Annotated in this window: 23 protein-coding genes; 13 read left to right on the top strand and 10 right to left on the bottom strand. The window is 62.0% G+C overall.

The window, feature by feature from the left end; translation table 11 throughout:
* Positions 1 to 12: 12 nt before the first annotated feature.
* A complete protein-coding gene (locus EOB59_RS05780; RefSeq protein ID WP_128287887.1) occupies positions 13 to 1,272 on the bottom strand; it encodes a sarcosine oxidase subunit beta in 1,260 nt (419 codons plus the stop codon).
* 240 nt (positions 1,273 to 1,512) lie between these two features.
* Here EOB59_RS05780 and EOB59_RS05775 point away from each other — a divergent pair, with 240 nt between their 5' ends.
* The 12 genes from EOB59_RS05775 (at position 1,513) to EOB59_RS05720 (ending at position 16,705) form a co-directional block, all read left to right on the top strand.
* Entirely contained in the window at positions 1,513 to 3,999 is a 2,487-nt protein-coding gene (locus EOB59_RS05775) for a mechanosensitive ion channel family protein (protein ID WP_128287886.1), read from the top strand.
* Positions 4,000 to 4,155: 156 nt separating this feature from the next.
* Positions 4,156 to 4,419 (top strand): hypothetical protein, encoded by a 264-nt coding sequence (locus EOB59_RS05770; protein WP_164748978.1) that lies wholly within the window; start codon positions 4,156 to 4,158, stop codon positions 4,417 to 4,419.
* Positions 4,420 to 4,624: 205 nt separating this feature from the next.
* Positions 4,625 to 6,058, top strand: coding sequence for a UbiA family prenyltransferase (locus tag EOB59_RS05765; protein WP_127330329.1), 1,434 nt, complete (start codon positions 4,625 to 4,627; stop codon positions 6,056 to 6,058).
* Positions 6,059 to 6,060: 2 nt separating this feature from the next.
* Positions 6,061 to 7,413, top strand: a complete 1,353-nt coding sequence (locus EOB59_RS05760; RefSeq protein WP_128287885.1) for an FAD-binding oxidoreductase — start codon at positions 6,061 to 6,063, stop codon at positions 7,411 to 7,413.
* A gap of 124 nt (positions 7,414 to 7,537) precedes the next feature.
* Positions 7,538 to 7,987 (top strand): EamA family transporter, encoded by a 450-nt coding sequence (locus tag EOB59_RS05755; RefSeq protein WP_127397099.1) that lies wholly within the window; start codon positions 7,538 to 7,540, stop codon positions 7,985 to 7,987.
* Positions 7,984 to 8,991, top strand: a complete 1,008-nt coding sequence (locus tag EOB59_RS05750) for an NAD(P)-dependent oxidoreductase (RefSeq protein WP_128287884.1) — start codon at positions 7,984 to 7,986, stop codon at positions 8,989 to 8,991. The genes EOB59_RS05755 and EOB59_RS05750 overlap by 4 nt, the downstream gene beginning before the upstream one ends.
* Before the next feature lie 104 nt (positions 8,992 to 9,095).
* Positions 9,096 to 10,526: an aspartate aminotransferase family protein gene (locus EOB59_RS05745; RefSeq protein WP_236383382.1), complete on the top strand. Its 1,431-nt coding sequence runs from the start codon at positions 9,096 to 9,098 to the stop codon at positions 10,524 to 10,526.
* Between the two features lie 19 nt (positions 10,527 to 10,545).
* Positions 10,546 to 11,778 (top strand): DUF2029 domain-containing protein, encoded by a 1,233-nt coding sequence (locus tag EOB59_RS05740; protein WP_128287883.1) that lies wholly within the window; start codon positions 10,546 to 10,548, stop codon positions 11,776 to 11,778.
* The gene (locus tag EOB59_RS05735; RefSeq protein WP_128287882.1) at positions 11,775 to 12,533 is read left to right on the top strand and encodes an FkbM family methyltransferase; all 759 of its coding nucleotides are present in this window, start codon (positions 11,775 to 11,777) and stop codon (positions 12,531 to 12,533) included. Before EOB59_RS05740 ends, EOB59_RS05735 begins: the two co-directional genes overlap by 4 nt.
* 160 nt (positions 12,534 to 12,693) lie before the next feature.
* The gene (locus tag EOB59_RS05730) at positions 12,694 to 15,255 is read left to right on the top strand and encodes an FAD-dependent oxidoreductase (protein WP_128287881.1); all 2,562 of its coding nucleotides are present in this window, start codon (positions 12,694 to 12,696) and stop codon (positions 15,253 to 15,255) included.
* Positions 15,256 to 15,348: 93 nt separating this feature from the next.
* Positions 15,349 to 16,197, top strand: a complete 849-nt coding sequence (locus EOB59_RS05725; protein ID WP_128287880.1) for a DUF1194 domain-containing protein — start codon at positions 15,349 to 15,351, stop codon at positions 16,195 to 16,197.
* A 166-nt stretch (positions 16,198 to 16,363) separates the two neighbouring features.
* The gene (locus tag EOB59_RS05720; RefSeq protein ID WP_023812325.1) at positions 16,364 to 16,705 is read left to right on the top strand and encodes a peptidase inhibitor family I36 protein; all 342 of its coding nucleotides are present in this window, start codon (positions 16,364 to 16,366) and stop codon (positions 16,703 to 16,705) included.
* A gap of 37 nt (positions 16,706 to 16,742) precedes the next feature.
* On the opposite strand, the gene EOB59_RS05715 is transcribed toward EOB59_RS05720, so the two are convergent.
* The 5 genes from EOB59_RS05715 to EOB59_RS05690 form a co-directional block, all read right to left on the bottom strand.
* Positions 16,743 to 17,234 carry a GNAT family N-acetyltransferase gene (locus tag EOB59_RS05715; protein WP_128287879.1) on the bottom strand — a complete coding sequence of 164 codons (492 nt, stop codon included), beginning with the start codon at positions 17,232 to 17,234 and terminating at the stop codon, positions 16,743 to 16,745.
* Positions 17,231 to 17,521 (bottom strand): DUF1778 domain-containing protein, encoded by a 291-nt coding sequence (locus EOB59_RS05710; protein WP_128287878.1) that lies wholly within the window; start codon positions 17,519 to 17,521, stop codon positions 17,231 to 17,233. Before EOB59_RS05710 ends, EOB59_RS05715 begins: the two co-directional genes overlap by 4 nt.
* Positions 17,522 to 17,593: 72 nt before the next feature.
* On the bottom strand, positions 17,594 to 18,532 hold the full coding sequence (locus EOB59_RS05705; protein WP_348625597.1) for a GlxA family transcriptional regulator: 939 nt from the start codon (positions 18,530 to 18,532) through the stop codon (positions 17,594 to 17,596).
* A 346-nt stretch (positions 18,533 to 18,878) separates the two neighbouring features.
* Complete coding sequence (locus EOB59_RS37150; protein WP_013531161.1) at positions 18,879 to 19,013, bottom strand: hypothetical protein; 135 nt, start codon at positions 19,011 to 19,013, stop codon at positions 18,879 to 18,881.
* Between the two features lie 338 nt (positions 19,014 to 19,351).
* A complete protein-coding gene (locus tag EOB59_RS05690) occupies positions 19,352 to 19,537 on the bottom strand; it encodes a hypothetical protein (protein WP_128287877.1) in 186 nt (61 codons plus the stop codon).
* 218 nt (positions 19,538 to 19,755) lie between these two features.
* Between EOB59_RS05690 and EOB59_RS05685 the strand changes: the two genes are divergently transcribed.
* Entirely contained in the window at positions 19,756 to 20,655 is a 900-nt protein-coding gene (locus EOB59_RS05685; RefSeq protein ID WP_013531163.1) for a LysR substrate-binding domain-containing protein, read from the top strand.
* 26 nt (positions 20,656 to 20,681) lie between these two features.
* Here EOB59_RS05685 and EOB59_RS05680 read toward each other — a convergent pair whose 3' ends face one another.
* The 4 genes from EOB59_RS05680 to EOB59_RS05665 all read right to left on the bottom strand — a co-directional run.
* Complete coding sequence (locus tag EOB59_RS05680; RefSeq protein WP_128287895.1) at positions 20,682 to 21,629, bottom strand: alpha/beta hydrolase; 948 nt, start codon at positions 21,627 to 21,629, stop codon at positions 20,682 to 20,684.
* 232 nt (positions 21,630 to 21,861) lie between these two features.
* Positions 21,862 to 22,047, bottom strand: coding sequence for a hypothetical protein (locus EOB59_RS05675; protein WP_127258513.1), 186 nt, complete (start codon positions 22,045 to 22,047; stop codon positions 21,862 to 21,864).
* Between the two features lie 188 nt (positions 22,048 to 22,235).
* Positions 22,236 to 24,386: an ASKHA domain-containing protein gene (locus EOB59_RS05670; protein WP_128287876.1), complete on the bottom strand. Its 2,151-nt coding sequence runs from the start codon at positions 24,384 to 24,386 to the stop codon at positions 22,236 to 22,238.
* On the bottom strand, positions 24,337 to 25,245 hold a 909-nt coding region (locus tag EOB59_RS05665; RefSeq protein WP_245486536.1), incomplete at its 5' end, for a methyltetrahydrofolate cobalamin methyltransferase. The genes EOB59_RS05670 and EOB59_RS05665, both read right to left, overlap by 50 nt.

Below are 25,245 nucleotides of genomic sequence, written 5' to 3'. Positions count from 1 at the left end.
TCTACCTAATGCCTAATGCAGCCGGGGGTTTGCACCCTGGCCCTTGTCGTCGATCACCAGGCCGCGGTGGAAGCGGTCGAGGGTGAAGGGGGCGTTGAGATCGTGCGGCTGGTCCTTGGCGATGGTCCAGGCGAAGCACCAGCCGGAAGCCGGCGTCGCCTTGAAGCCGCCATAGCACCAGCCGCAGTTGAGATACATGCCGGGCAGGGGGCCGGTGGTGATGATCGGCGAGCCGTCCATCGACATGTCGCAGACGCCGCCCCAGGAGCGCAGCATGCGCACGCGCGCAAGGCCCGGAAACAGCGCCAGCATTTCGCTCATCACCTCGTCGACGACAGGCAGATTGCCGCGCTGGGCGTAGCTGTTGTAGCCGTCGATGTCGCCGCCATAGATGAGGCCGCCCTTGTCCGACTGCGACATGTAGAAATGGCCCATGCCGAAGGTGACGACGGTATCGATGAAGGGTTTCAGCGATTCCGTCACGAAGGCCTGCAGCACATGGCTCTCGATCGGCATCGTCTCGATGCCGGCCATCTGCATGACCCGTCCGGTGCTGCCGGCGACCGCCACGGCCACCTTCCTGGCGCGGATGTCGCCGCGCGACGTGGTGACGCCTGATATACGGTCGCCATCGCGCAGAAAGCCGGTGACCTCGCAATTCTCGATGATGTCGACGCCACGCCGGTCGGCGCCACGCGCATAGCCCCAGGCCACCGCATCGTGGCGGGCGGTGCCGGCGCGGCGCTGCATCAAGCCGCCGACCACCGGGAAGCGCGCGCTTTCGGAGACATCGAGCGCCGGGATCAGACGTTTGATCTCAGCTTTCGTCATCAGTTCGGCGTCGACGCCGAGATGGCGCATGGCGTTGCCGCGCCTTGCATAGTCGTCGAACTGGGCCGGCGTGTGCGCTAGGTTCAGGCAGCCGCGCTGCGAGAACATGACGTTGTAGTTGAGCTCATGCGAGAGGTTCTCCCACAGCTTCATCGAGTGTTCGTAGAAGCGGGTGTTGGCCGGCAGCAGGTAGTTCGAGCGCACCGCCGTGGTGTTGCGGCCGACATTGCCGGAACCGAGCCAGCCCTTTTCCACAACGGCGACATTGGTGATGCCGTGTTCCTTGGCAAGATAATAGGCGGTCGCCAGCCCATGACCGCCGCCACCGATGATGATGACGTCATAGGACGCCTTCGGGTCAGGCTTGCGCCATGCCGGCTTCCAATCCTTGTTTCCCTTGAGCGCGTTCGCGAGCAGCGAAAAGGCCGAGTACTCTGCCATTGATGTCATCCGGTTCGGGCGATGCGGCAGACTATAGAGCAGGCCGCACCCGCAAAGCCAATATTGCGCCATCGCCTTTCGACTGGCCGACGCTTGAGATGGATCGATGGGGGTGAGTGATTTGTTGGCGCCAATGATCGGATGGGCTCGCTATACGACGGCTTGCCCCATGATAGGGCCGTCTTTATCAAGGGCAGGCTTTTCAAATTGCCTTTGCCGCAGATGAGTCGCCAACAAATCATGCTTTTCCGATTGCTTCGTCTCATTTTGCTCCTCGCGCTTGTCGTTTCGGCGCCGATGTCGTTCGACGCGGCTGCACAAGGGCTCGGCCAGGCGCCCGCCGGACTGGTCGCCGATCAGCAGAAGATCATCCAGGACCTGACGACCAAGACCGACAATTTCGAGAAGCAGATCCAGCAGGACGCCGAGGAGGATAGCAGCCTTGTCGATATCCGCCTGCAGCTCGAGGAGTTGTCTCGGCAATCGCTGAACAGCGCACTGGCCTTCCGCACGCGTCTTGGCGAGATCAACGGCCGTCTTGAGCAGCTTGGCGCGGCACCTGCGGCGGGCCAGCCGCCGGAGCCCGACATCGTCAGCGGCGAACGCCAGGCGCTGGTGTCGGAAAAGGCCGAGATCAATGCGGTCATCTCGCAGGCCCAGGCCCTGTCGATCCGCATCAGCGGGCTGATCGATAAGATCGGCAATATGCGCAGCGAGTTGTTCCGCAACCTTTTGACCAAACGCTACGTGCTGTCGGATGCGCTGAGCCCGCAGGTGTTCTCCGACGCCCAGGACGAATACACCAATCTGTACAAGGCGGTGTCTTCCTGGCTGAGCTTCGCTTTCAAGTTCAAGTTCCAGGCCATCCTCGCAGCGACCTTCGTGGCGCTCGGGCTGGCGCTGGTGCTGCTGGTCGGCGGCAGGCGGCTGTTCGGGAGGGTGTTCGAAGCCGATCCCTCCAATGAAGACCCGTCCTATCTCAGCCGTTTATCGGTGGCTTTCTGGTCAACCTTGCTGCCAACGCTGGCGGTTGCCGCCTTTCTGGGATCGACGATTTTCTTCTTCAATTATTACAATGTGTTGCGCGGTGATATTGGCCTGTTCCTCAATGCATTGGCGACCGCCATCGGCGTGGTGTTCTGCGTCAACCGGCTGACCAATGCGGCGCTGGAGCCGCGGCTGCCGAACTGGCGCCTTATCCCGGTTGAAACGGGGCCGGCGCGCTGGCTGGTGCGCCTGACCACCGCCATGGCCGTGGTCATCAGCGTCAACACCTTCCTGTCGGTGATCAACGACAAAATGGGCTCGCCGCTGTCATTGACCATTGCCCGCAGTTTCGGCGCAACCATCATCGTCGGCGTCATCCTGATCCTGATGGCGATGCTGAGGCCATTCAAGGCGCGTGATGGAAGTTGGCGGCCGTGGCCGGCATGGCTGCGCTATACGGCGCTTGCACTCGGTCTTTTCACCATCGTCGCGGCGCTGCTTGGTTACATCGGCCTCGCTCTGTTCGTTTCGCTGCAGGTCGTCGTTACCGGCACCGCGCTGATCACCGCCTATATCGGTTTCCTGTCGGCACAGGCGATCGGCGAGGAGGGTGCTTTCGCCAACACGACCGTCGGGCGCTGGCTGTCGGCCAAATCCAGCTACGAGGATACGGCCCTCGACCAGCTAGGCCTTGTCGTCAGCGTTGCCATCAATGTGATGATCGTGCTGGTGTTCCTGCCGCTGATCCTGCTGATGTGGGGTTTCCAGCTGGGCGATATCCAGGCTTGGGCCTACAAGCTCGCAACCGGGATCAACATCGGGTCGGTGACCATTTCGGTGACCGGCATCCTCTCCGGCATCGTCGTCTTCATCATAGGCTATTTCCTGACGCGCTGGTTCCAGGGCTGGCTCGACGGTTCGGTGATGGCGCGTGGCAAGGTCGATACCGGCGTGCGCAACTCGATCAGGCTGGCGGTCGGCTATGCCGGCGTCGCGCTCGCGGCACTGGTCGGGATCTCGGCGGCGGGCATAGACCTGTCCAGCCTGGCGCTGGTCGCCGGCGCTCTTTCCCTCGGTATCGGCTTTGGCCTGCAGAACGTGGTGTCCAATTTCGTTTCCGGCCTGATCCTGTTGGCCGAGCGACCATTCAAGGTGGGCGACTGGATCGTTGCCGGCGATGTCAGCGGCACAGTCAAGAAGATCAGCGTGCGCGCCACCGAGATCGAAACCTTCCAGCGGCAATCGGTGATCCTGCCCAATTCGAACCTGATCAACAACGCCGTCGGCAACTGGACGCACCGCAACAAGCTCGGCCGCGTCGACATCAAGGTCGGCGTCGCTTACGGCAGCGACGTCAAGCAGGTTCATGCCGTCCTGCTGGAGATCGCCCGCAGCCACCCGATGGTGCTGAAGAACCCCGAACCCTTCGTGCTGTTTTCCAATTTCGGCCCTGCCGCCCTGGAATTCGAGATCCGCGTGTTCCTGGCCGATGTGATGAATGGCAACATCGCGCAGAACGACATCCGTTTTGCCGTCCTCGAAAAATTCAGCAGCGAACACATCGAGATGCCCTCGACGCCGCGCGCCGTGGTCGAGGCCCATAAGCCCAAGGCGTGGCCGACAGACGACGACAAGATCGAGGCCGACTTCGCCGAACAGGAGCAGATAAAGGCCGAAGCCGAGGCGGAGAAGAAGCGGCTGGTCAAGTCCCGCAAAACCAAGAAGCCAGATCCGGACTAAGCTGGGACTCCGTCGACCTTGATCCTGCCGGAACCGATTGCGGCATGAATGCGGCATTCAGTTGCGGTTCAGCTTCCATCTCCTATAAGCTCCCATGCAAAGGCGAAATTGCCTTGCGAAATGCAACAGAGGCGGTGGGAACACCGATATTGCACCATGTGGAAGTCTCTCGTCGCTGCCGTCGCCCTGGTCGCCGCCATCGGCTCGGTCCATGCCGCAAGCGCGGTCAACAAGGACGCCGAGACCCGCACGCTGGTCGTGACCGAGGGCGGCAGCAAGACCGACCTCGCGCTGGCTGGTGGCGAAACGGTTGAGTTCTGCCCGAATGGCTGTTTCGTCACCTTGCCGAACGGCGACCTCGAAGCTCTGACCGGTTCGGAAACCATCGAAATCTCGGGCGGCGTCGCCCGAATCAAGTAATTCCGGTTGCATATCTTGAGGGCCGGGCATTTGCTCGGCCTTTTATTGTTTCCGGTAGCAGTTGCTTAACAATGACGCCGGAAATACCGTCACGGCAGCCGTCTGCAACCGGGCGTTTTAACGTTCGCTACGCCATCGCCCGCTATACCAGCCTCAAGACGCCGGAAAGCGGCGCGCAACTCTACGCGGGCAGGGCAGAACGGACATGGATGCGCGGTCGGACAGGAACGCAATACCGCTTGCGGTCGATCTCGACGGCACGCTGATCGCGACCGATCTGTTGTGGGAAGGGCTGTTCATCCTTCTCAAGAAGAACCCGCTCTATATCTTCCTGGTACCGTTCTGGATCGCCGGCGGGCCGGCGCGGCTGAAGCAGGCAATCGCGCAACGCATCGACATCGATCCGGCATCGCTGCCCTATCGCGAAGTGCTGCTTTGCCGCCTCCGGACCGAACACGCCGAGGGCCGCAAGATCGTGCTGGCAACCGGTACGCCGCGCAAGTTCGCCGACGCCATCGCGGCCCATCTCGGCATTTTCGACCAGGTGCTGGCCACCGATGGTCTCGCCAATCTCACCTCGGGCAGGAAGCGCGCTTCGCTGATCGCAGCCTATGGCGATGGCGGTTTCGACTATGCCGGCAACAGCCGTCACGATCTCCAGGTCTTCGATGCAGCGCGCAACGCCATCGTCGTCGCGCCCGACCGCCATGCCGCGCGCTGGCAGGCAGCGCATGGCGCCGAGACGATGCCGGCGCCGAAGCCGACTTTGCGGACCATCGTCAAGATGCTGCGTGTCCATCAGTGGCTGAAGAATTCGCTGATCGCAGTGCCGATGGTGCTCTCGCATGAATATTTCAACACCGACATGATCTGGCAATGCCTGCTGGCATTCGTCTCGTTCAGTGCGGTGGCGTCGGCCATCTATATCCTCAACGATTTCTTCGACCTCGCGCTCGATCGCAAACACCTCACCAAGCGCAACAGGCCGTTCGCCAGCGGTGCGCTGTCGATCCCGTTCGGACTTGGCGCAATCGCGGTGCTTCTGGCGATCGGCATCGGCACCGGGCTGTTCCTGTCGCCCGAATTCATGGCTGTGCTCGGCGGCTATATGGTCGTCACGACGGCCTATTCGCTGTCGTTCAAGCGCATGCTGCTGGTCGATGTGCTGACACTCGCCGGCCTCTACACGATCCGCGTCCTGGCCGGTGCGGCGGCGACCGGCGTCGACGTCTCGTTCTGGCTGCTGGCCTTCTCTATCTTCTTCTTCCTGTCGCTGGCGCTGGTGAAGCGCTTCGTCGAACTGCGCACCACCGCCATTCCGCCTGGCGAGCGCATTGCCGGCCGCGGCTATCGCACCGAAGACCAGGAGATCGTCGCCCAGGCCGGCATGGCTTCGGCCTTCTCCTCGGCGCTGGTGCTGGCGCTCTACATGGACAGTGTCGCGGTGCGCGAGCTCTATCCGCATCCATGGCTGATCTGGCCGCTGGCACCGATCGTGCTTTATCTCACCATGCGCGTCTGGATCCTGGCGCGCCGCAACGAGATGCATGACGATCCGGTCGTCTTCATCATCCGCGACTGGCGCAGCCAGATCGTTGTGCTGATCGGTGCAGTGATGCTGGTCATCGGGGGCTGGTAGGCATGGCCACTGAGCGGTTCCCGAGCTTTGGCCTTGCTACGCCGCCGGCGCCGCGCGCCATCGGTGCCGACGAGGCTATCTCGCTGCTGAAGGGCGGTCAGGCCAAGCCAGCGTCACTGCTTGCCTATGGCAATGGCCGCTCCTACGGCGATTCCTGCCAGAACGCGGCCGGCGCGGTCGTCGACATGCGCTCGCTGAACCGGATTCGTGCCTTCAACGCCGAAACCGGTGTTCTCGAGGCGGATGCCGGCGTGCTGTTGTCCGACATCATCGCCCACGCTGCCCCACACGGCTTCTTCCCGGCGGTTGTGCCCGGCACCCAATTCATCACGCTGGGTGGCGCCATCGCAAACGACGTGCATGGCAAGAACCATCATCGGCGCGGGACATTCGGCTGCCATGTCGAGAGCTTCACGCTGCTCAGGTCCGACGGAAAGACCCACCGCTGCTCGGCATCGGACAATGCGCGGCTGTTTGCGGCAACGATCGGCGGCATGGGGCTGACCGGCCTCATCCTGTCGGCCTCGATCCGGCTGATGCGGGTGCATTCGCTCGACATCGTCGAAAAGGCGACCCCGTTTCGCGATCTCTACGAATTCTTCGGTTTGGCCGAGGCGGCCGATCAAGCCAATGAATATGCGGTCGCCTGGATCGACCAGTTGGCCGATGGCCGCAACAGCGGTCGCGGCCTGCTGTTCACTGGTAATCACGCCGAGCACGGCTCGCATGCCGCCTCGCGCGCCGGTGGCAATTTCTCGGTGCCGGTCCAGCCGCCATTCAATGTGCTCAACCGGCCGTTCCTGACCGCCTTCAACGCTGCCTACAGGTGGAGGAAGAGCCGGGCAACGGTGCCGCGCCAGGCCGGATATCAGGGCTTCTTCTTCCCGCTCGACGGCGTGCGCGACTGGAACCGGCTTTATGGGCCGAAAGGGCTTTTCCAGCACCAGAGCGTGGTGCCGGAAGAGACGGCGCGCGAGGCCGTGCCGGCATTGCTGGCGGCTGCAAGGCAAGCAGGGCAGGGCTCGTTCCTCACCGTGCTGAAGCGCTTTGGCTCCATCCGCTCGCCGGCACTGCTGTCGTTCCCGCGCCCTGGCTACACGCTGACGCTGGATTTCCCCAACAGGGGTGCCGCGACACTGACATTGCTGCGGGAACTCGACCGCATCACGGTCGAGGCCGGCGGCGCGGTCAATCCATACAAGGACGCCCGCATGGCCGCCGAGATATTCGCCTCGTCCTTTCCCGAATGGCAGCGGCTGGAAGCGCTCCGCGACCACGCCTTCATGTCTGACTTCTGGGCGCGCACCGCGAAGAGGTTGGATGCGCGACGAGGCTCGGTCGAGGCGGCCGAATAGATAAAACTCGAATAATTCCTGGTTAATTGATGCTTAATAACGCGATTTACTCAAAATATTGTCGGGACTTCACCAAATGTTTGCGGGTTTGTAATAGCAAGCGTGAAGGGGTGGCTTGGAACACATGAAATACATCGTCTTCATTCTCTTTACAGTCATGACCAATGCCGCCGCGCAGCTGATGCTGAAGCAAGGCATGATGTCGCTCGGGCCGATCTCGTTCGAGGGCGTCAATCCGCTCGTCAAGTTGCTGCAGATCGTTTTCAGCCCCTGGGTGTTCCTTGGCCTGTGTACCTTCGTCATCTCGATGGCATCGCATCTCTATGTGCTGTCCAAGGTCGAGCTCTCCTTCGCCTATCCGTTCCTCAGCCTCGCCTATGTTGCCGTCGCCATCTTCGCTTATTTCGTCTTCCGCGAGGACCTCAATGGCTGGCGCATCGCCGGCATCGCCTTCATCTGCGTCGGCACGGTGCTGATCGCCCAAAGTGGCCGGGATTTGGGCGAGCGAGGGCATGAAGACCAGACGGCTTCCATCACGCCTGACAAGATCCAAGCAAACGAGACTGTTCGATGAGACATGCGATTTTCGGCGGCGACGGTTTCGTCGGCCGCCATCTCGCCCCGAAACTTGTGGCCGATGGTGAAGAGGTCGTCGTCGCCGATATCGTCAAAAGCGACCTGCCGCATTACCGCACTGTCCGCTTTGTCCAGTGCGACGTCACCGATCCTGCATCGGTCGCGGCGGTTGGGCTGAAGGCCGACGACATGGTCTATAATCTGTCGGCCAAGATGCTGTCGCCGATCCAGGTGCGCGCCAAGCGGCACGATTTCTTCTTCCCGGTGAATTTTCATGGGACCGAGCACATCATGCAGGCCATGGACAGAGCCGGTGCGTCAAAACTCGTCCACTACACGACCGACATGATCTACGGCCACACGGTCACGCAGCCGATGACCGAGGAGCACCCGGTGGCGCCGCTGGGCGAATATGGCTGGTCGAAGCAGAAGACAGAGGAGCTTGCCGCCGAATGGCGCAAGCGCGGCATGTCGATCTCGCTGTTTCGCCCGCGACTGATCATCGGCCCCGGCCGGCTCGGCATTCTGGAGAAACTGTTCAAGCTGATCGACTGGAATTTTCCGGTGCCGATGATCGGTTCGGGCAGGAACCCCTATCAGTTCATCTCGGTGTTCGACTGCGCCGAGGCCGCGCGCGCGGCCTGGAAGGCCGGTGTGCCTAATGAGGCCTATAATCTGGGTTCGCTCAACCCGCCGCCGGTCAAGAAATTGCTCGGCGATCTGATCAGGCATGCCGGCTCGAAATCGATCCTGATCCCAACACCGGGCTGGGCGGTCAAGCGCACGCTGGACCTGCTCGACCTCTTGAACATGCCGATCATGGACCCGGAACAGTATCTGATCGCCGACGAGGACTGCGTGCTCGACGTGTCCAAGGCCGGGCGTCAGCTCGGCTGGGTGCCGCAATATCGCGACGAGGACATGCTGATCGCCGCCTACAGCGAGTACCGAGCAAAGAAAGCCGGTCACGCCGTCGCCACCAAACATGTGCCCGCCGAATAGCGGCTCGCAAAACAGCTTTCGTTGCGCTCGATCCTGGTCGTGCGTGCAGACAGGAGATTGAAATGACCGTCATGGCCAAGCCCGAACAGACCAATTTGCGCACCATGGTCAGCGCGCCGTCGCTGTCGCCCGCCACCATCGCCAAGCCCGATTTGATCAGCGTCGAGCAGGCCAAGGCGATGGACGTTGCCCGCATGACCGACCTGTTCAAGGCGCATCTCAACCCCGGCCAGCTGCACTTCATGAAGCTGCTCGGCTTCCACAAGATCAAGATCGAGCGTGCCGAAGGCATGTTCTACATCGACCAGAACGGCCGCAAGATCCTCGACTTCTTCGGCGGCTTCGGTTCGCTGGCCTTTGGCCACAATCATCCGCGCATCCTGGAAGCACGCAAGAAATTCCAGGAAGAGAAGCGCCAGGAAATCGCCATCGCCTTCATGTCGCAATATGCGGCAGCGCTTGCGCACAACATCGCCAAATGCTCGCCCGGCGATCTCGACATGGTATTTTTGGGCTCGTCCGGTTCGGAAGCGATGGAAGCGGCGGTGAAGCTCGCCGAGCGCGCGGCCGGTCCGAAGCGGCCGAAGATCGTCTATGCCGAGAATTCCTTCCACGGCAAGACCAAAGGCGTGCTGGGCATCACCGACGGCCAGCTTTACCGCGCCGACTTCAAGGTGGCCGAAAACACGGTTCGCATCCCGTTCGCCGACATCGAGGCGGTCGAGCGCCTGTTCCGCTCCGATCCGGAGGTCGGCGTCATCGTGCTTGAAACCATCCAGGGCGGTGGCGGCATCATTCAGGCGCCGGCCGAATATTGGCAGAAGCTGCGCGCACTGTGCGACCAGTATGGCGTGTTGTGGGTCGCCGACGAAGTGCAGTGCGGCTATGGCCGTTCGGGCCGCTTCTATGCTTTCGAGCATTACGGCGTCATTCCCGATGTGACGGCGCTGGCCAAATCGCTTGGCGCCGGCAAGGCCGCGGTCGGCGCGATGATCGCGCGGCGCGAGGTTTATATGAAGGCCTATGGCACGCCGAAAACGGCGATGATCCATGCCATGGCGACCTTCGGCGGCATGGGCGAGGCCTGCGTCACCTCGATCGAGGGGCTCAACGTGCTCTACGACGAGGGGCTGATCGACAATGCCGCCGTCACCGGCGACTATTTGCTGCAGCGCCTGCAGGCGCTCAGGGAAAAGTACCCGAAGATCATCAAGGAGGTGCGCGGCAAGGGTTTTATGATCGGCCTGGAGTTCCACGACTTCTCGCAGACCTTGCCGATGGTGCTGCGGCCGATCGTCAGCGTGCTCGACGACAAGCTGAAGGGTTCGCTGTCGGGCTTCATCGGGGCGCTGCTGCTGCGCGACTACGATGTGCTGGTCGCCTTCACCGAGTACAACCGCAACGTCATCCGGCTCGAGCCGCCGCTGATCTGCCAGCGCGAGCATGTCGACCGCTTCGTCGATGCCTTCGACAGCCTGCTGTCGCGCGGCATCGTGGGAATCGTGAAGGATTTCGTCAAAAGCCAGGTCCGTTAAGCGCTCGCTGGATACAACGATGCTGACCAAGTCGCCCGCTCCACAAAACCCAGTCGACCGGCTCACCGAGCCCGTTCTGACGTGGGGCGAGGGGACTTATGCGCGGCTGGCAGCACCGATCGGCGCGGCGGCTTTCGCGCTTTACATTCTTTTTACAGCGTTCACCGCATGGGCGATGCCCGACGCCAACTGGGACATGCTGCCCTATCTCGCTATAGCGGAGGAAGGCACCTATCCCGATGCGCAGGCGCTGCATGACTATGCCTACAGCACTGTCAAATCGGGCGTGTCCGCAGGCGACTATAAGGCGCTGACCGACGATGGCGGCGGCTTCCGCAGTCACATGGCGGAGAATGCCGCCGACTTCCATTCACTGCTCGGCATGTACCGGATCAAATTTCTCTACGCCGAGATACTGTCGACGATGAGCGCGGTGATGTCGCCAGTCGAGGCGATGCGCCTGGTGTCAGTGTTCTCCGTGCTGCTATTCGGCGTGATCGCGCTGCTGTGGCTGCGCTCGGAAAAGGCATTGGCTTTGGCGCCAGCGGTCGGCGCGGTGCTGATCATGGCCGATTGCGGCGATGCGGCGCGCGCCTCGACGCCGGATCTGCTCACGTCGGCGCTGTTGCTGGGCGGGCTTTATGCCTATGTCCGCGGCTACGAGGCGGCAACGGCGCTCCTGCTTTTCCTCGCCTTCATGGTGCGCCCGGACAATATTGTTTTCCTTGCTGTTTTTGCCGTGCTGCTGGTTGCGTTCCGGCAGAAGGCGTGGGGCGCGCTGGCCGGCTTCGCCGCTTCCTTCGTCGCCTATTTCGCCATTTCGCACTGGGCTCATCATCCAGGCTGGTGGCCGCATTTGTGGTTCTCCAGCATTGAGCAGCATTACAATATGGACGGGTTCGAACCGCCATTCTCGGTCACCGCCTATCTCAGGGCGTTTGCCGCCTCGCTGCTGCGTGCCGTCAGCCTGAACAGCTGGGTCGGCGTGTCGGTGCTGGCACTGGCCGGCTGGTTTGCCGCCGCCCGCGCCGGCTTCCGCCTCGACCGCCGCGCCGGCATCCTGTTTGCGGCACTGGTGCTCGGCGCGCTGGCGAAGTTCACCGTCTTTCCGATCCACGACACGCGCATCTATTTCCCGCATCTGATCCCGCCATTCCTGCTGCTGGCGACGCCGTTCATGGCGCTGTGGGCAGCCGCGGCTCGTGGCCAGAATCGCGCGCCCTTGCCAATCATTCCCGGAGACAAGCCATGAGTTCGCTATCCAGTCTGGCGCGCGTTGCCCTGTCGCTTGGTCTTCCAAGTGGTGTTCTCGATCGCGGGCCGTCGCTGCGCGGCACGAAGTTCCTGGCCAGGGCGGCGCTGAAGGCGCGATTTGGTGGGGCAGGGCGACCGTTCCAGATGGTCAATGTCGGTGCCTGCGACGGTGCGCTGTTCGACGATGTGACGCCGTGGCTGCACCGCATAGCTGGCGCACGCGCGATGTTGGTCGAGCCGATCCCGTACAATCAGAAACGACTGCGCGCCAACTACCCCGACACCAGCCGGTTCATCATCGAGCCGGTGGCGGTGACGAAGACAAAGGGCACGATCACCGTCCACACTTTCGATGCCGCCGCGCTCGAGGCCGGCACGTTGCCCATCGAGTTCATCGGCTGCTCGTCGGTCACCGACACCAATCTGATGTCGGGCAAGAATGCCTGGGGCGAGGCCGACACCAACTTCAACAAGTTCGCGCCGCATCTCAGGGACATCGAGGTGCCATCCGAGACCTTGCAGACGCTGCTCGACCGCAATGGCATCACCCATATCGACGCCTTTCTCGTCGATTGCGAGGGCGCCGACTGGATCGTCTTCGAACAGCTCGACCTCAAGCGCTACCGTCCCGGCATGATCAAGGTCGAGGTCGGCGCGCTGCCCGCGGCCGAGATCGGCCAGGTCGTGGTCAAGCTGAAGACAGCAGGTTATCAGGTCGGCTTCCAGGCCGAGGACATCTGGGCCTTCGCCTGAGTTATAGCCTTCACCTTGGAAGGCGAACCGCCAAGGGTCCGACGGGAAGCATTCTGCCGTCTGGTCGCTCGGCTTTTTGCCAATGTCGCAAACAGGCTTCATCAGGCCCATCGCTCCGCCCTATAGTCCGCCCGCTTTATCACTTTGGAGTCGCGGGCAAATGGCAGAGTTTCCGAAAAAGGCGAAGGTCGTCATCGTCGGCCTGGGCGGTATCGTCGGCGCATCGATCGCCCATCACCTGATCGAACGCGGCTGGGATGACATTGTCGGCATCGACAAATCGGGCATCCCGACCGACATCGGCTCGACGGCGCACGCCTCCGACTTCTGCTACACGACCAGCCACGATTTCCTGTCGTGCTGGACGACGCTCTACTCCATCGATTTCTACGAGAAGATGGGCCACTACGCGCGCATCGGCGGCCTTGAGGTCGCGCGCGTCGGCGACGACGGCCGCATGGAGGAGATCAAGCGCAAGATCGCCTCGGCCAAGGCGTTTGGCACGCGCGCCCGCCTGATCGAGCCGGCCGAGATCAAGGAGAAATTTCCACTCATCGAAGAAGCGATTGTCCAGGGTGGCCTTTGGGATCCCGATGCCGGTCTGGTCATCCCGCGCTCGCAGACGGTCGCCGGCAAGCTGGTCGATCAGGCGGAAGCGTCCGGCAAGCTCAAATCCTTCGCCAACACGTCGGCTCGGTCGCTTGTCGTCAAGGATGGCCGTATATCAGGCGTGGTGACCGACCGCGGCACCATCGAGGCCGACTATGTCATCGTCTGCGCCGGGATCTGGGGCCGGCTGATTGCGGAAATGGTCGGCGAAGACCTGCCGGTCATGCCGATCGACCATCCGCTGACCTTCTTCGGCCCCTACAACGAGTTCGCCGGCACGGGCAAGGAGATCGGCTGGCCGCTGCTGCGCGACCAGGGCAACTCGGCCTATATGCGCGACACCGGCGATCCAAAGACCGCCGAGGGCGGGCAGATCGAGTGGGGTTACTACGAAGAGACCAATCCGCGCCTTTGCCATCCGCGCGACCTGCTGGAGAAGGACCAGGCGCGGCTTTCGCCCTCACAGCGCGACCTCGACATGGAGCAGATCCTGGCACCGCTCGAACGCGCCATGGAACTGACGCCGATCCTCGGCGAACTCGGCTATAACGAGAGCCATTCCTTCAACGGGCTTCTCCAGGTGACGGCTGATGGCGGCCCGTCCATGGGCGAAAGCCAGAAGGTGCGGGGCCTTTGGTATGCCGTCGCCATCTGGGTCAAGGATGGTCCCGGCATGGGCAAGCTGATCGCCGACTGGATGACCGACGGCCGCACCGCGATCGATCACCATGCCATCGACTATGCACGGTTCTATCCGCACCAGACCAAGGAGCAATTCATCTGGGATCGCTGCACCGAGACCGCGATGAAGGTCTACAATCCGGCGGTGCATCCGCGCGAGCCGTTCTCCAAGGCCCGCAATATCAGGCGCTCGCCGTTCTGGGAGCGCGAGAAGGAACTTGGCGGTTATTTCATGGAGCTCGGCGGCTGGGAGCGCGCCCACGGCTATGCCGCCAACGAGCACCTTTTGGAGAAATACGGCAACCGCGTGCCGGTGCGCGAGAATGAGTGGGACAACCGCCATTTCTGGCGCGTCTCCAATGCCGAACATCTCGCGATGAGCGAGGATTGCGGCATCGTCAACCTGTCGCATTTCGCCATGTACGACATCGAAGGTCCCGACCATGTCGCGCTGCTGGAATGGCTGTGCGCGGCCAAGATCGGCGGAGACAACAACATCGGCAAGGGCATCTACACCCACTTCCTCGACGAGGAAGGCATGGTGCGCGCCGACTTTACCGTCATCCGCATGGCCGACCGCTGTCGTTTGATCGACGGCGCGGACGCCGGTCCGCGCGACTTCCAGTACATGCGCCGCACGGCACAGGACAAAGGTTTCGACGTCACCATCACCGACGTGACCGAGAAATACGTCACTATCGGCATCTGGGGGCCGAACGCCCGGGCGACCTTGCAGAAGGTGGTCGAAAATCCGGACGGGCTCTCTGTTGAGAACTTCCCATTCGCGGCAATCAAGCCGGTCCGGATCGGCGGCAAGGATGTCACCGCTTTCCGCATCTCCTATGTCGGCGAGCAGGGCTGGGAGCTGCACATGCGCTACGAGGACGGCCTGGCCGTCTGGGACGCCTTGCGCTCGACCGGCGTGATGCCCTTCGGCGTTGAGACCTATGCCAACACGCGCCGCATGGAAAAGAGCCTGCGGCTGCAGAACGCCGACCTTTTGACCGAGTACAATCTGCTCGAAGCCGATCTTGCGCGTCCGAAGGTCAAGGAGAACGATTTCTGCGGCAAGGCCAAGCATGTCGAATATCGCGCTCGCGAGCACCAGCCGGCCATGCTGTGCACGCTGGTGATGACCGAGAATGTCGATGCGAAGGGCGTGGCCCGCTATCCGGTCGGCACGATGCCGGTGATGGACCCGAAGACCGGCGAAACGCTGGTAGACGAACTCGGCCGGCGGTCTTTCACCACCTCGATGGCCTATGGTCCGACCATTGGCAAGAATATCGGTCTTGCCTATCTGCCGTGGGCGTACGCCCAGGAAGGCCGCAAGCTCACGATCGAGTATTTCGGCGAGACCTATCCAGTCGAAGTCGCCGCCGTCGGCTACAAGCCGCTCTACGATCCGGAGAATTTGAAGCCGCGCAGCTGATTGCTGGCAGGCGCAAGGGCATAAAGGCAAAAGCCTGGCCATCGGCCGGGCTTTTCTCTTTTTAAGCCGGCGGTTTTCGCTTACCCTTGCGGAATGTCTGCTTTTGCCTGTGCTAGACATATGCTTTCGGGCTGTGCCGCGTTCGCGCTGACGCTTTGGTTGGCGCCCGCGTCCCTTGCTGACGAGCCCGTCGATGTCGAGCTGGTGCTGGCCGTCGATGTCTCGCTGTCGATGTCACCGGAAGAGCTCGAGATCCAGCGTCATGGCTACGCAGCGGCGCTGACGCACGACAATGTGCTGCAAGCCATTGCCGATGGCGCTTATGGCAAGATCGCCGTTACCTATGTCGAATGGGCCGGCACCACCTGGCAGCGCGTCATCGTGCCGTGGACGGTGATCGCCAGCCGCACCGACGCCGAGCGCGTGGTCGCGCAGTTGTCGGCGCAGCCGCCCAATAGCGCGCGGCGCACCTCGATCTCCGGAGCGCTGGAGTTCGGCAACGACCTGTTCGCCGAAAGCGGCTACCGGGGCACGAAGCGGGTCATCGACATTTCGGGCGACGGCCCCAACAACCAGGGTGCGCCGGTCAATCTGACCCGCGACGGGCTGATCAAGCAAGGCATCGTCATCAACGGCTTGCCGCTGATGACGCGAGGCGGCATCACCGGTGCCTACGACGTCAGCAATCTCGATCGCTACTACAGCGACTGCGTCATTGGCGGTCCCGGAGCCTTCATGATCCCGGTCAATGACTGGACGCAGTTTCCCGAAGCCATCCGTCGCAAACTGGTGCTGGAACTCGCCGGTCCGGCCTCGCCGCAATGGGCGACGGAAGAAGCCGCGCATCCGCCGGTGATATTGGCACAGGAGAGGTCCACCACCGACTGTCTGGTCGGTGAGAAAATGTGGCGAAACCGCAGTTGGATGTTCGACAGCCGCTAAAGCTCTTCTCCGTTGAGCGTGATCTTTGGCCGAACCGGCTCCCATTCTTGCCCCGCTGCCTACCTGTTCGGGCTTACGCTCCAGGCTTGCCTCCGCTACCGAAGCAGTGGCAAACTGGGCGGCCGCGTGATCCAGCCAGGAGCGCGGCCAAACCGAGGAAACACCGATGAGACGTCTTGCCATCCTGACCGCAGTCGCGTCTGTGCTTTATGCCGACGTCGCCAGCGCCCAATACAACCAGGCTGCCTGCATCATGTTCGAGAACGGGAATTTTCGCGGGCGGTCCATCGGCATGGGTGCCGAGGATTCCGTAAATTTTCGTGGCGGCCAGTTTTGGAATGACCGTGTGTCGTCGGTGATCGTTCGCCGCGGCTGCACGCTCGTGGCCTATGAGGACTCTCGGATGGGCGGCCGCTCGATCGAGATCACGCGCAGGATCCGCAATTTGGGCGGCAGTGACTGGAACGACCGTATCTCCTCGGCGGAATGCACCTGCGACGACTACTGAGGTTCAGGCGGCGGAGCGCAGACCGATTACGTGTGCCTCAAAGGTTCCGTAAATCCTTTACAAGCACATAGAGGTGTAGCGGGTCGGTTGGGGATTGAATGAAACCATAACGCTCGTAAAAGGCGCGGGCGTTGTGATCCTTGGCATGTACGGTCACCGCGCGGATGCCTGCAATGTCAGCCGCCTGCAGGCTGCGCAGGATGGCATCGCGCAGCATTCCGCGGCCAACGCCTTTGCCCTGCCAGTTCAGGCTGACCGCGAGACGCGCCAGCAGCATTATCGGAACCGGATGGCGCGCAAGGCCTTTCGTCAACCGCTCGGGCGCACCATCATAGGCGACTTCACCAACCACGAGCGTATAGAAGCCGACCACATCTTCGCCGGAGAGACCAATATAGGTTTGCGAAGCATTTGCTTGCTGGTTTTGAAGTGCGTACCTGGCGAGAAACCTATTGAGCGGCAGTTCGCCGCAATCGAACACATCCACCAGATGCGTGCGAGCCAGTTTCTCGATACGAAACCGGCTCACGCTGGATCGCGGCCGGAAAAGATGCTCGGTTTACTCAGCAGGCGCTTCAGGCGCGGAAGATCTCGCGTGGGGGCATCCAGCGCCGCCATGAACGCAGCCCATTTTTCTGCGTCGAGGGAGAAGCTGTGTCGGTCCGCCAGTGTTTCCTCGGCGCGCCCAAGTGCACTTTCAAGGACAAAATCACTCAGCGAACGGCGTTCAACGGCGGCTGCGGTCGCGAGCGTCCGCTTTGCCTCGACGGTAAGACGCAAGTCCAGTTTTTCGGATCGAGTCGTTCTCGTGGTCATGTGACACCTTTCGACATAAGGATATCACATTTTGCCAGACAATGTCATGACAATTCTCTAAGGCGTATCGGATCACGCCGCCAGCAGCTGCTTGCGGTCGACGCGCTCCTGTTGCGGCGAGCGGGCGTAGAGTTCTCGGTAGCATTTGGAGAAATGCGAGGCCGAGACGAAGCCGCAGGCGACCGCCACCTCGACCACCGGCATCGACGACTGGATCAGCAGATGTCGGGCGCGGTCGAGCCGGATTTCCAGATAATAGCGGGCGGGGGAGCGGCCCATCTCGGTGCGGAACAGCCGTTCGATCTGGCGGCGCGACAGGTCGACATGGTCGGCGATCTCGATCAGTGACAGCGGCTCCGACAGATTGCCCTCCATCAGTTCGATGATGGTCAGCACTTTCGAGTTCTGGACGCCGAGGCGGGCGCGAAGTGGCAGGCGCTGGCGGTCGGTGGGGCTGCGCACGCGGTCGGTCAGCACCTGCTCGCAGACGCGGTTGACGAGGTTCTCGTCAAAGTCGTCGCCGATCAGCTTCAGCATCATGTCGAGTGCGGCGGTGCCACCGGCGCAGGTGTAGATGTTCTGGTCGATCTCGAAGAGGTCGGCAAAGACGTTGGCCTTCGGGAACGCTTCGGAAAAGCCCGGCAGGTTCTCCCAGTGGATGGCGCAGCGCTTGTTGGACAGAAGCCCGGCGGCGGCGAGGATATGCGCGCCGGTGCACAGGCCGCCGACGGCGACGCCGCGATTGTATTCCTCGCGCAGCCAGGCGAAGGCGGACTTGTTCTGATAGCGCTCGACATTGATGCCGCTGCAGACGATGGCCATGTTCGGCCGGTCGGGGCCTGCCATCTTCTTGCGCTCGTCCTCGAGCGAGGTGTTGACCGCGCATTCGACCCCGTTCGAGGCGCGCACCGGCTTGCCGTCGATGCTGGCGAGGCGCCAGCGATAGGCCTCGTAGCCGAGCATGCGATTGGCCGAGCGCAGCGGGTCGAGCGCGGTTGCAAAAGCGATCATGGTGAAATCGGGAATAAGGAAGAATACAAACGATCGCTTGATCGGATGCTTTACGGCGTTCAAGGGAACCTCACACAGCCACGGCGCGAACAGGATGTCGCGAATAGCATAGCGACATCAGGAAAAACCATGTCTGTCAATCGGCTACGCCGCTACGACAAGATTAAATTTGCGACATGGGTCGCAAATGGGCAATCGGCGTGCAGCGAGCCCTAGAAGTGACGTGAACTGTTCAAGCAACGGGCAACGTACAGTCTGCGCGCAAAACAAAAACGCCGCCTTGGCTGGAGCCAGGCGGCGTTACAGTTTTAAAGCAGCGGCAGGGATGCGCTGCCCCTAAAAATCTTCAGGCGACGAAGCCGAGGCGCGCCGCATTCATGGCGCCGGTCTGGCCGGGCATAGTGTTGGCGAGACGCTGACGCTCGAGAGCGGTGGTCAGGTTCATTTCGCGGCGGGCAAAGAGGCGTGCAAAAAGCTTCATAATCATCTCCATTTGTTGCTCAGACGGGTCGCCTTCGCTTGATGGAGTGGGGCAGCTCGTTTGCTGGCGCCGATATAGGCTTGTGTAAGCAGAAACTAAATCGCAAAAGCGAAGCGCTTGATATGAAATGCGACATCGGTTGCGACAGATTTGGGCAAGGTGCCCAAAATTTACGATTATTTACAAGGGATTAATTGAAAAGAGGGCTGCTATGCGGCTTTCTCATATGCGTCATGCGCTGGAAACATGGCTCTAAAAATTCATTTGAGTGCAAATAAAATAGAGAAGGCCTGCCGGGCGGTTTGCGCGGCAGGCCTTCAGCACATGGTACACACGATCTACTTTGCTCCAGCCCAGCATCCGACGCCGTTGCGAGTACCGGTCTTGGTATCGGAAGCTTCAGGCCAGCCGATGTCCTTCTGCAGTTCGATCGGCAGGGAGCGGATAGCGCGTTCAGTCTGGTAGCGGGCGCGCGCCGCGCTGAATTCGGTCGCGATGCGACCAAGGGACGACAGGATAGACATCTCTTTCTCCTTTGGGTTGGCGAGTGCCAGACAGCGAGTTGGCTACTGCGGGTTTGTTTCAACTTCATTTCGTGTCGAATGCAGGTCTGTGTCGAGGTCGTTTCATGGCTGCTTGTGGCAGCTACTGCTTCGATGGAGTTGACTATCCTCCCAATCTGATGTTCAATCAAACGAAATGGAATGATGTTTTGTATCAGAAAAATTGAAGGTCGGTTGCCATGAACGCCCCGCTCAATCATCCGCTGCCGCTGCTCGATCTCGATGTTTTGCGCACGTTCGTGGCGATTGCCGAGACCGGCAGCTTCACCACCGCCGCCAATGCCGTGTTCCGCACGCCGTCAGCCGTTTCCATGCAGATCAAGAAGCTCGAGGACATTCTCGGCCGCTCCGTGTTCGCGCGCGACGCTCGCTCGGTGTCGCTGACGACGGACGGCGAGATGCTGCTCGGCTATGCCCGCCGGCTGCTGTCCATCAATCGCGAGGTGGTGTCGAAGTTCATCATTCCCGAGATTGTCGGTGTGGTGCGGCTTGGCTCGCCGGACGATTACGGTGAGCGCGTGCTGCCGCATGTGTTGAAGCGTTTCGCGCAGTCGCATCCGTCGATCGCCGTCGACGTCACCATCGACCAGAGCAGCAATCTGCGCCGGCGCATGGACGACCGGGCGCTCGACATCACGCTGCTGACCAATTCCTACAAGACCAGCGCGCTCGGCGCCGAGGTGCTGCTGACCGAGCCGATCGTCTGGGCCGGTGCCAAGGGCGGTTGCGCGCATCTGCGCGAGCCGCTGCCGGTATCGCTGTGGGAAGAGGGCTGCGCCTGGCGTGCCGGCGCGCTCGATGCGCTTGGCCGCGAGGGCCGCAACTACCGCATCGCCTATATGAGCGCACACACGGCCGGCCAGCGCGCCGCGATCATGTCCGATCTCGCCGTGGCGCCATTGCCGAAGTCGTTCCTCGGCAATGACATGGTCGAACTCTGCCCGAAGGACGGCATGCCCGACATCGGGACCTACAATCTGGCAATGGTGGTGGCGCCGGATGCCAGTGCCCCGGTCAAGGCCGTTGCCGACCACATCCGCGCGACTTTCGAAGTCTTCCGGGAAACCGGCAAGTTCTGACCGGCTGGTAGGACGATAGTATAAAGCTACTCCGCCGCTTCGGCGGGGCGCTGTTCAGGCCTTACTCTCGTATCGTGCACGATCCGGCTCTCCCCGAGAAAGGCGACGATGCGCTCGCGGGCGCGCCGGGCTTCCGGCATGTCAATCAGCGGCCAGACGTGGAACATGCCTTCCTCATAGACAAGATCGATTTCAACGCCGGCTGCGCGGGCTTTGTCGGCGAAGATCAAATTGTCGGGAGTCAAAAGATCGCGCGAGCCGGTCAAAAGCAGCGTTCTTGGCAGCACGGACAAATCTCCATAGACCGGGCTGATGTGCCAGTCGCTGGGATCGATGCCGGCACTGTACAGGCGAATCGCCTCCCTTCCGCCAGCTATGCCCAGCCAAGGGTCGTTGCGTTCCGCCTCGAACACTGCGGGGTTGGTGAGCGACACGTCGAGACCCGGCGAAATGAGCACATGCCGCGACGGCAGGGGCAGTCCTTCTTCGGCGACCATCATGGTCAGCACCACAGCCATATTGCCGCCGGCGGAATCGCCCATGAAGACGATGTCTTCGGCTTCCGTCTCGGCGAGCATCTGCCGGTAGACATCGCCAACCATTCCGAACATGGCATGGAAATCGTGTTCGGGAGCGATTGGATAGATCGGCACCGTGATCCCGTAGCCCAGCCGATCCGCCATCTCGGCGATCAGGTGCCAATGATAGGGTGTGATTTCAAAGACATAGGCACCGCCGTGCAAGTAGAGAATCCGCTTCTGCTCGCCGGTCCTGGGTGCGATTTCGTAGACGGGGAAGCCATCGACCGTATGCATCTCGATGTCGAGACGCTGATGCAACGAGGCGGGCGGGCGGTGGTTCTCGGTCTTGCGCGCGGCCGCGATCCAGCGCTGCAAATTTTCCGGACTGGCAAATGCCTGCTTGCGGCTGTGCCGCAGGACGAAAGACACGACATGGCTTTTCAAACTTGGCATGCGAATACACGAACTTCGGCAAAGCCGACTAAGAGAACCCCCACTATCTTCGAAGATCGTGCCGTGGCCGAAAATGTCAAGATTTGCGCCGTATCTACACGGTGGTGTGATCCGCCCCGCGGTGCTCAGCGACGTGGTAGAAGTGCGGCACGCAGCCGGTTGCTGGTGGTCGCCGGGGACATGCGAGATCCCCGACGCATGCCGAGCAATTTGCATTTGTCGGCGAAGGTCATCAGCGCGCGGCGCTCCAGATCGTGTTGATAAGTGCGGCCTTTTCGCTGGATCGCGGCGATACCGGCCAGCCGATATCCTTCTGGATTTCGGGCGGCAGGCTGTTCAACAGGCGTCGCGCCTTGCTGCGGTCGTGAGCATTCTTGATGGCCGTGCCATAGCGGCCGAGGCTTTCGAGCATTGACATCGTTGTCTCCTCTGGAGCGTTGCGGCGGCTGGAAAGATATCTCCAGCCTGCCATTCGATGCCGGTTGAATGCGCCTGCCATGTATCTGGCGAATTTCACGAAAACAGCTTTTTGGTTTCCGGATCAGGCGATCCGGAAACATTTGCATGCAAATGAGTTTGGAAAGGCCGTGACCTGGGCGCGGCCGCTTATTCCCGTCCACGCCTGGCGGCGTGGCCTTCGCGCGAACGCCGTCGCGGAGCGGCGTCGCCGGCAACGCCGTCCTCGCTGACCGTCTTGCGCGGCGGCAGTTTTACCGCCGCCGACAGTTTCGGGAACGGATCGACCTTGTTGGGCAGCGCCATGGCGTAGACGAAATGCTCCTGGAATTTGGGCTCCAGCGCCGTCTCGATCTTCTCGATCTTGCTGACCGTGTCCTCGATCTCGCGGCGATAGCCGCGGTTGAGCAGCGCCATGCGCGCACCGGCACCGGCAGCGTTGCCGACTGCCGAAACCTTGTCGAGATCGCAATCCGGGATCAGCCCGAGCACCATGGCGTATTTCGGATCGATGAAGGAGCCGAAGGCGCCGGCGAAATGGATGCGGTCGACATGCTCGGTGTTCTGCTTTTCCATCAACAGCTTGGTGCCGGCATAAAGCGCTGCCTTGGCAAGCTGAATGGCGCGCACATCGGTCTGGGTGATGGTGATCTTCGGCCCATCTTCCGTCAATGCGGCAGAGCCTTCCTTCAGCACGTAGGAGAAGGTGCGGCCGTTGGCGGTGACGCGCGGCGAACGGGCCGAAAGCCCGCCGTCGATGACGCCGTCCTCGGAAATGATGCCGGCGAGATACATCTCCGCCACCACTTCGATGATGCCGGAGCCGCATATGCCGGTGACGCCGGTCGCCTGCACGCTCTCCAGGAAGCCCGGCTCGTCGGACCACAGTTCAGAGCCGATGACGCGGTATTTTGGTTCCAGCGTGTCGGGATCGATGCGCACGCGCTCGATGGCGCCCGGTGCTGCGCGCTGGCCGCCGGAGATTTCGGCACCCTCGAAGGCAGGGCCGGTGGGCGAGGAGGCCGCAACCACACGCTGGCGATTGCCGAGCACGATCTCGGCATTGGTGCCGACATCGACGATCAGCATCATCTCGTCCTGGCGATGCGGGCCTTCCGACAGCGTCACCGCCGCCGCGTCCGCTCCGACATGGCCGGCGATGCAAGGCAGCATGTAGAGCCTGGCGCCCTGGTTGAGCTTCAGGCCGATGTCGGATGCCTTGATGTGCACAGCGCCCGAAACGGCCAGTGCAAAGGGCGCGCCGCCAAGCTCGGTCGGATCGATGCCGAGGAACAGATGGTGCATGATCGGATTGCCGACGAAGACGCTGTCCAGGATATCGTTGCGCTGGACATTGCCTTCGGCGCAGACCTTGTCGACCAGCCCGGAGATTGCCTCACGCACGGCGACCGTCATGCCTTCGCGGCCGTCAGGATTCATCATCACATAGGAGACGCGGCTCATCAGATCCTCGCCGAAGCGGATCTGCGGGTTCGACGTGCCGGACGAGGCGGCGACGCGGCCCGACAGCAGCGACACCAGATGCATGGCGATGGTGGTCGAGCCGATGTCGCAAGCGAGACCGTAGGCCTCGTTCTTGAGGCCTGGCCAAAGTGCTACGACGCGCGCGGTCTCCGAATCGGCATCCTTGTAGATGGCGGCGGTCGCGGTCCAGTTGCCCTTGCGCAGGATGCCTTGCACCTGCGGCAGCAGATGAAAATCGAAATCGAGGCTTTTCAGGCCCCAGTCGTGCATCAGCGCAATCTTCAGCCGGTCGAGATCGCCAAGCGGCTTGTGCATGTCGGGTTCTTCGATCTCGACATAGCACATGCGGATCGCCGCATCGCGGGCGATCACCCTGGTGTCGGCATCCTTGCGGATGGTCTGCGCGTTGATGACCGTATCCTGCGGCACGTCGATGACGAGGTCGCCGAGGATCTGCGCCGAGCAGGAGAGGCGGCGCCGTTCGGGCAGGCCGCGGACGCGCTCATAGCGCTCTTCCTTGGCGCCCTTCGGCGTGATGTGGTCGTTGGAGGATGTGATCTTATGCTTGGCGAAATTGCCTTCCTGTACTTCGATCTGGCAGCGCCCGCAGGTGGCGCGTCCGCCGCAGACGCTTTCCACGTAGACGCCGAGCTGGCGCGCGGCGTCTAGCACGGGCGTGCCGACAGGAAAACGCCCGCGCTTGCCGGACGGCATGAACAGCACGAGCGGGTCGGTGATGTTGGCAGGTGAGTTCACGATTGCGCGCTTATCCTCGGCCCATCCGGGCTTCACGGCCGCCACGGCGGCGGCCGCCATTGCCGGCGCCGTCGCCCGGCGCATTGACCTGCGTCGGGGCGGCGACCGCCTGGCCGCCTTCGGCCGGCTTGTAATCCTTGTAGGTGCGGATCCAGTTGGTGCAGTTCTCGTCGGTGCCGTTCAGCACATTGGCGCCGCGCACGGCTTCCATCTCCTGCGGCCGCACCGGGTTCATGATCGCCGAGGTCATGCCGGCGCCGATCACCATCGGGATGAAGGCGGCGTTGATGCCATGGCGATGCGGCAGGCCGAATGAGATGTTGGACAGGCCACAGGTGGTGTTGACCTTGAGCTCTTCGCGCAGGCGTCGCAGCAGCGCGAAGACCTGGCGGCCGGCATCGCCCAGCGCGCCGATCGGCATCACCAGCGGGTCGACGACGACGTCATGCGCCGGAATGCCGAAATCGGCGCAGCGCTCGACGATCTTCTTGGCGACGGCGAAACGCACGTCCGGATCCATTGAAATGCCGGTCTCGTCGTTGGAGATGGCGACGACCGGCACGTTGTACTTCTTGACCAGCGGCAGGATGGCTTCGAGCTTTTCTTCCTCACCGGTGACGGAGTTGACCAGCGGACGGCCCTTGGCAACCTTGAGTGCGGCTTCGATCGCGGCGGTGACGGAACTGTCGATCGACAGCGGCAGGTCGACCAGCCCCTGCACGATCTCCAGCGTCTGCACCAAAAGGCCGGGTTCGGTCTCGTTCGGATTGACCGAGGTAACGCCGGCGTTGACGTCGAGCATGGTGGCGCCGCACGCTGCCTGCTCCAATGCGTCCCTGATGACGGTCTCGAAATTGCCCGCGATCATCTCGGCGGCCAGCTTCTTGCGCCCGGTCGGGTTGATGCGTTCACCGATCAC

Source organism: Mesorhizobium sp. M7A.F.Ca.MR.176.00.0.0, from assembly GCF_004023165.1.
Lineage (GTDB): Bacteria > Pseudomonadota > Alphaproteobacteria > Rhizobiales > Rhizobiaceae > Mesorhizobium.
Note: the sequence above shows the minus strand (reverse complement) of the source record. Positions and strands in the feature narration are given on the sequence as shown.

Coding starts and splice junctions, on each gene's coding strand:
- EOB59_RS05740 (WP_128287883.1), top strand. CDS start 10,546: ATGCTGACCAAGTCGCCCGCTCCACAAAACCCAGTCGACCGGCTCACC.
- EOB59_RS05705 (WP_348625597.1), bottom strand. CDS start 18,532: ATGATCGCTTTTGCAACCGCGCTCGACCCGCTGCGCTCGGCCAATCGC.
- EOB59_RS05750 (WP_128287884.1), top strand. CDS start 7,984: ATGAGACATGCGATTTTCGGCGGCGACGGTTTCGTCGGCCGCCATCTC.
- EOB59_RS05760 (WP_128287885.1), top strand. CDS start 6,061: ATGGCCACTGAGCGGTTCCCGAGCTTTGGCCTTGCTACGCCGCCGGCG.
- EOB59_RS37150 (WP_013531161.1), bottom strand. CDS start 19,013: ATGAAGCTTTTTGCACGCCTCTTTGCCCGCCGCGAAATGAACCTGACC.
- EOB59_RS05725 (WP_128287880.1), top strand. CDS start 15,349: ATGTCTGCTTTTGCCTGTGCTAGACATATGCTTTCGGGCTGTGCCGCG.
- EOB59_RS05675 (WP_127258513.1), bottom strand. CDS start 22,047: ATGTCAATGCTCGAAAGCCTCGGCCGCTATGGCACGGCCATCAAGAAT.
- EOB59_RS05680 (WP_128287895.1), bottom strand. CDS start 21,629: ATGCCAAGTTTGAAAAGCCATGTCGTGTCTTTCGTCCTGCGGCACAGC.
- EOB59_RS05685 (WP_013531163.1), top strand. CDS start 19,756: ATGAACGCCCCGCTCAATCATCCGCTGCCGCTGCTCGATCTCGATGTT.
- EOB59_RS05755 (WP_127397099.1), top strand. CDS start 7,538: ATGAAATACATCGTCTTCATTCTCTTTACAGTCATGACCAATGCCGCC.
- EOB59_RS05775 (WP_128287886.1), top strand. CDS start 1,513: ATGCTTTTCCGATTGCTTCGTCTCATTTTGCTCCTCGCGCTTGTCGTT.
- EOB59_RS05670 (WP_128287876.1), bottom strand. CDS start 24,386: ATGGCGGCCGCCGCCGTGGCGGCCGTGAAGCCCGGATGGGCCGAGGAT.
- EOB59_RS05745 (WP_236383382.1), top strand. CDS start 9,096: ATGGTCAGCGCGCCGTCGCTGTCGCCCGCCACCATCGCCAAGCCCGAT.
- EOB59_RS05765 (WP_127330329.1), top strand. CDS start 4,625: ATGGATGCGCGGTCGGACAGGAACGCAATACCGCTTGCGGTCGATCTC.
- EOB59_RS05770 (WP_164748978.1), top strand. CDS start 4,156: ATGTGGAAGTCTCTCGTCGCTGCCGTCGCCCTGGTCGCCGCCATCGGC.
- EOB59_RS05730 (WP_128287881.1), top strand. CDS start 12,694: ATGGCAGAGTTTCCGAAAAAGGCGAAGGTCGTCATCGTCGGCCTGGGC.
- EOB59_RS05780 (WP_128287887.1), bottom strand. CDS start 1,272: ATGGCAGAGTACTCGGCCTTTTCGCTGCTCGCGAACGCGCTCAAGGGA.
- EOB59_RS05690 (WP_128287877.1), bottom strand. CDS start 19,537: ATGTCTATCCTGTCGTCCCTTGGTCGCATCGCGACCGAATTCAGCGCG.
- EOB59_RS05720 (WP_023812325.1), top strand. CDS start 16,364: ATGAGACGTCTTGCCATCCTGACCGCAGTCGCGTCTGTGCTTTATGCC.
- EOB59_RS05710 (WP_128287878.1), bottom strand. CDS start 17,521: ATGACCACGAGAACGACTCGATCCGAAAAACTGGACTTGCGTCTTACC.
- EOB59_RS05735 (WP_128287882.1), top strand. CDS start 11,775: ATGAGTTCGCTATCCAGTCTGGCGCGCGTTGCCCTGTCGCTTGGTCTT.